The sequence below is a fragment of the Bradyrhizobium sp. SUTN9-2 genome (assembly GCF_003122645.1).
GTDB lineage: Bacteria > Pseudomonadota > Alphaproteobacteria > Rhizobiales > Xanthobacteraceae > Bradyrhizobium > Bradyrhizobium yuanmingense.
The window spans coordinates 15,730-20,992 of the sequence record NZ_LAXE01000002.1; the positions used below are offsets into that span (position 1 = coordinate 15,730).

The 5,263-nt window shown below is 57.7% G+C and carries 6 protein-coding genes; 2 read left to right on the top strand and 4 right to left on the bottom strand.

Annotation, left to right across the window (positions count from 1 at the left end; genetic code table 11):
• Nucleotides 1–861 precede the first annotated feature (861 nt).
• Nucleotides 862–1,248 carry a hypothetical protein gene (locus XF30_RS37525; RefSeq protein WP_036046585.1) on the bottom strand — a complete coding sequence of 129 codons (387 nt, stop codon included), beginning with the start codon at nucleotides 1,246–1,248 and terminating at the stop codon, nucleotides 862–864.
• A gap of 298 nt (nucleotides 1,249–1,546) precedes the next feature.
• Complete coding sequence (locus XF30_RS40250) at nucleotides 1,547–2,476, bottom strand: outer membrane protein (RefSeq protein ID WP_502696175.1); 930 nt, start codon at nucleotides 2,474–2,476, stop codon at nucleotides 1,547–1,549.
• A gap of 339 nt (nucleotides 2,477–2,815) precedes the next feature.
• On the opposite strand from XF30_RS40250, the gene XF30_RS38365 reads away from it, so the two are divergent.
• Nucleotides 2,816–2,980 carry a hypothetical protein gene (locus XF30_RS38365; protein WP_157785314.1) on the top strand — a complete coding sequence of 55 codons (165 nt, stop codon included), beginning with the start codon at nucleotides 2,816–2,818 and terminating at the stop codon, nucleotides 2,978–2,980.
• Nucleotides 2,981–3,434: 454 nt separating this feature from the next.
• Here the strand turns inward: XF30_RS38365 and XF30_RS37540 are convergent, their stop codons facing one another.
• Nucleotides 3,435–3,650 (bottom strand): hypothetical protein, encoded by a 216-nt coding sequence (locus XF30_RS37540; RefSeq protein WP_036046582.1) that lies wholly within the window; start codon nucleotides 3,648–3,650, stop codon nucleotides 3,435–3,437.
• A 107-nt stretch (nucleotides 3,651–3,757) separates the two neighbouring features.
• Entirely contained in the window at nucleotides 3,758–4,135 is a 378-nt protein-coding gene (locus tag XF30_RS40255) for a PilZ domain-containing protein (RefSeq protein WP_502696176.1), read from the bottom strand.
• Between the two features lie 672 nt (nucleotides 4,136–4,807).
• Here XF30_RS40255 and XF30_RS37545 point away from each other — a divergent pair.
• Nucleotides 4,808–5,032: a hypothetical protein gene (locus XF30_RS37545; RefSeq protein WP_109146016.1), complete on the top strand. Its 225-nt coding sequence runs from the start codon at nucleotides 4,808–4,810 to the stop codon at nucleotides 5,030–5,032.
• The last annotated feature ends 231 nt before the right edge of the window (nucleotides 5,033–5,263 follow it).

A 5,263-nucleotide genomic window follows, 5' to 3' on the forward strand; every position in this document is an offset into this window, starting at 1 on the left:
TCCTAACGCACTGCATGAAACACGCAAGGGAGAAGGCTGCCGCGTGCGCCCGCCGCGGGGCGACTTCTCGGTGGCGACTCGACGGAGAACGTCCGCCTTTCATCGCCATCTAACGCCCGAGACCATCAACGCCGTCTACGCCGACGGCTATGAAAGAACCCGTTGGCTCTCCTATGCCAGCTATGCTGCGCTGGTGCCCCTCCACAGCTGCCGAGCAGCCGCGGGCACGTGCGTTGCGTCGTTCGGAACTAGCCGCTTGGTCAGTGCCATGCCAGCGGCGACCTGGTCCCCGCGCAGCGACGTGGCGACCAACGGGTGCCAGCCTCGAAGCGAAGAAGACTGCTCATGCGGCATAATCCGGCTTGCGGCATAATCAGCGAGCTCGCGGATGAAAAGCGGTGATCATCACTGCTGCAGACTGCGAATATGAACAACGTCGATCATTCGCATGATCACCACAACGCTTCAGCGTATCCCTAATGGCTGGCCCAGGACAGAAATCGAGGCGCTAATGCCAAGGAACCCACGCCGCCAGCGGCCTTTGGCTCGCGGCTTCCGAGTTCTTTCAAGGTGCGCCTGCAGCCACGGTGCGGACCGGCACATAAGCAATGCTGTCGCTGCTCCGATCGTGGCCTTATAATACAAATTGCGGGCACCAATGCCTGGACGGCCTTCCTGCTCTTACACCCGCGTCCGTTTTCAGCAAACGGCGACAATGAGCTGACCACCGGCCGCTCGAAAATGCTTTGCTTTACCGAAGGCGCATTGCCATCAGAACTGGCCGATCAGACGATCTTGGGAAAGTACTAGGCGACGGCCCCAAGCTCGTCGTCGCTTATATGATCTACACGATTCGACTGCTCAACGCTGATGTTGTTGTATCTTGAGATTATCCAACAACTTCGAGCCTTCACTGAACGATCTCGACCAAGATCGCTCTGCCAAGTCCAGATAGCTTTTCAGCAACTCGGAGGGCGTTTTGACCTCAGCAACGACTTTTAGAAAATTGGCGTGATCGTGCAAAGAGGAAGCAGTCAATCTCAAACCGTCTTTCAAAGCCGCCGCGAAGAAGTTTGTCGTTGCTTCGATCGACTTCTGCCAATCTGCAAACACGAATGAAGCGCGCGTGGCTGCCGTCGACTGCTTAGTGTGCTCGGCGGCGCCACCTGGCCCAGCAGCCGATGCCTGGGTCACTTGCGGCGCTTGCTGTGTACGGCGTTTCTCGTCTTCAGCTACGCTCGATGCCATTGAACGTCTCCTCTCTGAACTGTAACGTTGTGATTGGTTTCGCGGCTCAGCTCAATCAACCTTCAGAGGGTAACACGATCTCCAATATGGGACACCTGCCACTTTTGGTAGCCCTGATCGCAAGGACCTGACTTAAGGACGACATTTGACGTGACCAATGCTGGAGGCGGTTTGTTCAGTCTGCCAGATTCCCGGTAGGTGCTCCGATGGCTATATTTCGCGGAGAGTCTGAATCGGCATGTCGCAAAAGCCGTGTAGAGAGCGACCAGTGGGTCTATGGCGTCGGCGAAGATGGTGTTCAGGCGTTCTGCGACTTTGGCATCGAAAACCTGATCGAGCTCGTCAGGTTCCACAAAGAAAACCCCAAGCTGCTCAGCGCTGGCACGGGAATGAACCAACCAGCCTGTGGCCTACACCGGCTACACCGGATCGGCGCACCGGCGGGTGCTTTCGCGTACAGCGGCGCATCCGACCATTGCGCCGTCCATGGGTCGGAGCCAAAATGGTAGTTCAAGCCGATCTTTCCGATGTGATAGTTGCTGGAGAGGCCCGTTGTGTTCGCCGGAAGAATTGCGAACGGCGGGTTCTGCTCCGTCGGAGGAGTCGCGACACTCGGTCCGCCGAAATGCAGATAGTCATTCACCGACCATGCAGGCGTAAGCGCTTGCTCGACGCCCAGCCCGATGGTGGCGCCAAGGCGACCATAGTCGAAGTGGGCTTTCTCCTGTGGCGACCCGCCTTCGAAGTTGTTGACGACGTCGCCCCGGTTGTTTTGCCAAGCGACGCCTCCCTTGAGATAGGCCGGCGTGTGGCCCAGCGCGCCAAACGCGTAACCGACGCGACCGGTCCCGGTGGCAAAGACGTTGGGACCTGCCTTGCAGTTTGCGCTCACAATAAAGCCGGAGGCGGCGAGGCAGGTATTTGTCCCGTCGGAGACAGCACCGCTGGCATCCAGTTCGACACCAAATACCCAACCGTTCTTCTGCCAATTGTAGCCGATCTGGCCACCGGCGAGGAACACTGGGGTATCGACGACATCGCCATAGATCGACGGACCGTAGGGATTGCTGAAGGAGGTGCGGCCGTAGCCGCCGCCGACGTGCCCGCCAATATAGCCGCCGGTGGCAGTTTCACTCCTGGCTCGAGGTCTGCCGCATTCGTTGCATCGGTTGCGACGAGCGCAATTGTCGTGGCTCCCAAAAGAAGAACTCCAGATCGCATCCAACACGTCCCTGTATTTTCTCGGTCCACGACCGAGCGCCCTTAAGTTATCGCGCAGCAAAACCGTCGGGGCGGACCAGACGCTAACACCGACGCGCGCCGAGTCCGTCCCGAAGACCATCGCACTGCGATTGGTGATGATGCGGCAAAGAGAGCAAGTCGCGTGCCGAAGTGAATTCGCGGGCTCTGCAGGCACTTCGTCGCGGCGTCCGGCGTCAAGTTGCTGACAATGGTCTCAATGCCGACAGCCAGCGCAGCCGGTGCAGTACGTTCGGCTACCGGGACCAAGCGCTCAAGATCGAGCTGGCCGGATTAGACGAGACCTGCGCCGACAAGGGCACGGCCGATGATCGTGATCGATGCGCCGCACTTCCACGCTGCTGTAGTCCTAGGACCGACAAGCCGCGTGATCCGAACACACCCCATCCTCAGCTACATGCTCGGCTGGGATCGGCAGCGCGTGGTCTCTGATGCCGAGCGCAAGGGATGGCGCGCGACGTGGGTCGATTGACCCGCGCGAGGCCGCCGAGGGCAATCGGTTGCAAAGGTACTTTGGGAAAGCCGAGGCGGCCCGGGATCGCGGGACTGCGCACCTTGCGCATATCTCGCGCTTTCCCTTTCGGCCTTTGACTGCGCTGCGAACCAGCTAGAAATCGGCCAGAAGACGCGAGGAAAATTGGCGCGGAAATGGACGCACAAAGCCGCAGTCGAGCTGTGGCTCATCGGGCGAATGCGGCCTTAATTAGCGCAATTTGCGCCAGCAGTCGCCAAGGCGTGTTTCAGAAAGACCCATAAGACGACGTGAGTGTCTTTTGTCCGTGTTGTGTAGCACCAGTGTTCGTTCCCCTAGCGGAAGACGTGCGTACGCTCGCCCCGGGCCGGGAGGTATTTTGGCAAGCCCGACTCTCACGTGCATGTGCCAATCTGGCGCCTTCATCGTATGCCTACGGCGGCGAAGCACTAGGTCATTCTTCAAGCTCATCAAGCAAGATGCGCTTGTCGTGGAGCTCCCTGAGGTACTCGGCAATCGAACGCTGCGTCTCCTGCCATTCGATGCGTTCTTCCGCGGTCCAAAGGAAACACTCAAGTTTGAAGCGAGCTTTCTCAGCCTCTGCGAATTCATTGTAAAGCGTGATATCTCGCTCCACTTCTTCGAGCTGTTCACGAATGGTCCTTGGCATAGCCGGCCTCTGGGGCTTTGCCTCCAGCCAGTGGGCATATTCATCTCAATTTGCGCGATTTAGCAACTACTCATTTTCTCGGTGCGGGAAGCTGACGCAAGGCGCTACTACCGCAAAACAGGCTTCGTATTTGGCTTCACGAGGGCTGAATAACGGTCCGTGTTTTGGAACGCCACCCCGATAAAGTCTCCCTGTCGCCACATGAGGCGACAAGGAGAGGTGGTGCGAAACCCATCGAAAGAAAGCGAAAACTCCGTCGGCAGAAGCGTGAGTCCGTTAAGCTGAATGCCAGCGCCTCTACTGGATAGATCACGCACCAGGCATGGCTCGGAGGTGATGTGTCCCGGAATTGAGAGAAGAACCTCTCGCCACACCGACTGCCTTTCGAGGGACCGCCGGGACCAATTCTTCCCTTCGCGTTGACGGACCTTTTCTTGCAAATCCTTTAGCTCTCGGTACTGGCGCTCCAGGCTCATATCCCTCATTCTCCGTTATTCTTGTTGGCGCTTCCCACATTATTCCGAAACCCAATAACCATCGCGATAAATTCTAGAGCGATCCTCAGGTTGAGGGAATTCCGGACGACTACCGTTTGTGGCCGATCGCGATTTCGCGGTTGGACCCGTAGCTTTCCGGGCCTTGAATGGCACTGCTGGCCTCAACGGTGGAGATGGCGGCAATGGTGCAAAATACCACGGTAGGCCTGTGGCCGCTCGCCGCAGAAAGGACTGTCAGTGGCTGGGGTGGAGGTGTTGTGTAAAGACGATTGTGTAAGGCAAATTGTCCTCCCGGTGTGTTCCTTCAGTATGTCAAAAGGCAGGATTGAGCGGATGGTATTGCCACAGCAAGGCCGTTAAATCTTCATAATACCCCACCATCTTGGTAGGTGCGTCGCAGTTCGCCTTTGGCGATAATGCCTCATCGCGACCGTCACTCGTAAGGGGCGGAAGCATGTGAATCTGCCCACCAAGATCGCCCCCTCGAATTAACGCCAAGAGATCACCATCCAAGCCGCTAGAATAGCTTTCGCGATAGCCATGACGGCAGTGGTAGCTGCGGGGGCGTTCTTTGCTATCCGCCTTTTGATTCGATTCTACGGATAGGGTCCCGCCGCTGCACCTCCAGCCGAACCGACCACAAATGGAGGCCGTGTCGTGATGGCGAATGAACAGGATGTTATCATTGGACGTATTGCCGAGATCGAGATCGACAAGTCGGCTGCCATCATAGTTGAGCAGATAGATGATGAAATCTCCATTGCCATCGCGAGCGTCGTCGGCGTTCACCTCCAGGTGACGGCGGGGCAGGCACGTGAGTTATCTCGATCCTTAGCTGTGGCCGCGGAGAATGCTGAAAAATTCCGCGCGTCAGCCAAGACGTAGTGGCGCCCGCTCCACTATCACCGCGGGATTTCAGTCAGGTTGCGCCATACAGGTCGGCCCGTTGCCCTAGTGAAGCGCGGCAATCTCCTCCAGGTTCTCATCGTTGTCGGTTAAGATGATGACGCCCTCAATCCAATCCTCAATAATGCTGGTTACTGCCGTGGGCACTGGCCAAAGGGGCCGATGGTGATTTCGGGCCCTCGTTCCAATGAGCGTCGCGGCGTACCAGCC